The organism is Sinorhizobium sp. P24N7 (genome assembly GCF_042436655.1).
Classification (GTDB): domain Bacteria; phylum Pseudomonadota; class Alphaproteobacteria; order Rhizobiales; family Rhizobiaceae; genus Sinorhizobium; species Sinorhizobium meliloti_A.
On the sequence record NZ_JBHMIW010000154.1, the window covers coordinates 1 to 393 of the forward strand.

Consider the following 393-nt stretch of genomic DNA (forward strand, 5'->3'; position numbering starts at 1 on the left):
CTCAATTATATCGCGGCATCTCTGGCAGACAGGCTGGGCAGAGAGGCGTCCAAGAGGCTCAGTCAGGCAGAAAAAGTTCATACCTTTTTAAAGGGCGACTGAGCCTCTCGTCTGTTTGGAAACTTTCCCCGTCACGGATCGTTCCTGGCCTATTCGGCGACTTCGAACAAGATTTCCTGTGCACCATGCCAATGCACAAACTCGCCGAGTTCGGGAAGTTCATCCTTACCCGCTACGATGCTCAGGAAATGATTTCCCGCAATCTTGCCAAACTCGCAGGCAAATTCATTCGGACCGTAAGGCATATAAATCTCGCCGCCGTCCTGCTCCTTGCTACCAGGATACATGACGATCTCACCAAGCTGAGGATAACTGGTCGCCTTTTCGTAGCCG

The 393-nt window shown here is 51.9% G+C and carries 1 protein-coding gene; it reads right to left on the bottom strand.

Annotated elements, in window-relative coordinates; translation table 11 throughout:
- Positions 1–149: 149 nt before the first annotated feature.
- On the bottom strand, positions 150–393 hold a 244-nt coding region (locus tag ACFHWW_RS34405; RefSeq protein WP_379943875.1), incomplete at its 5' end, for a DUF3830 family protein.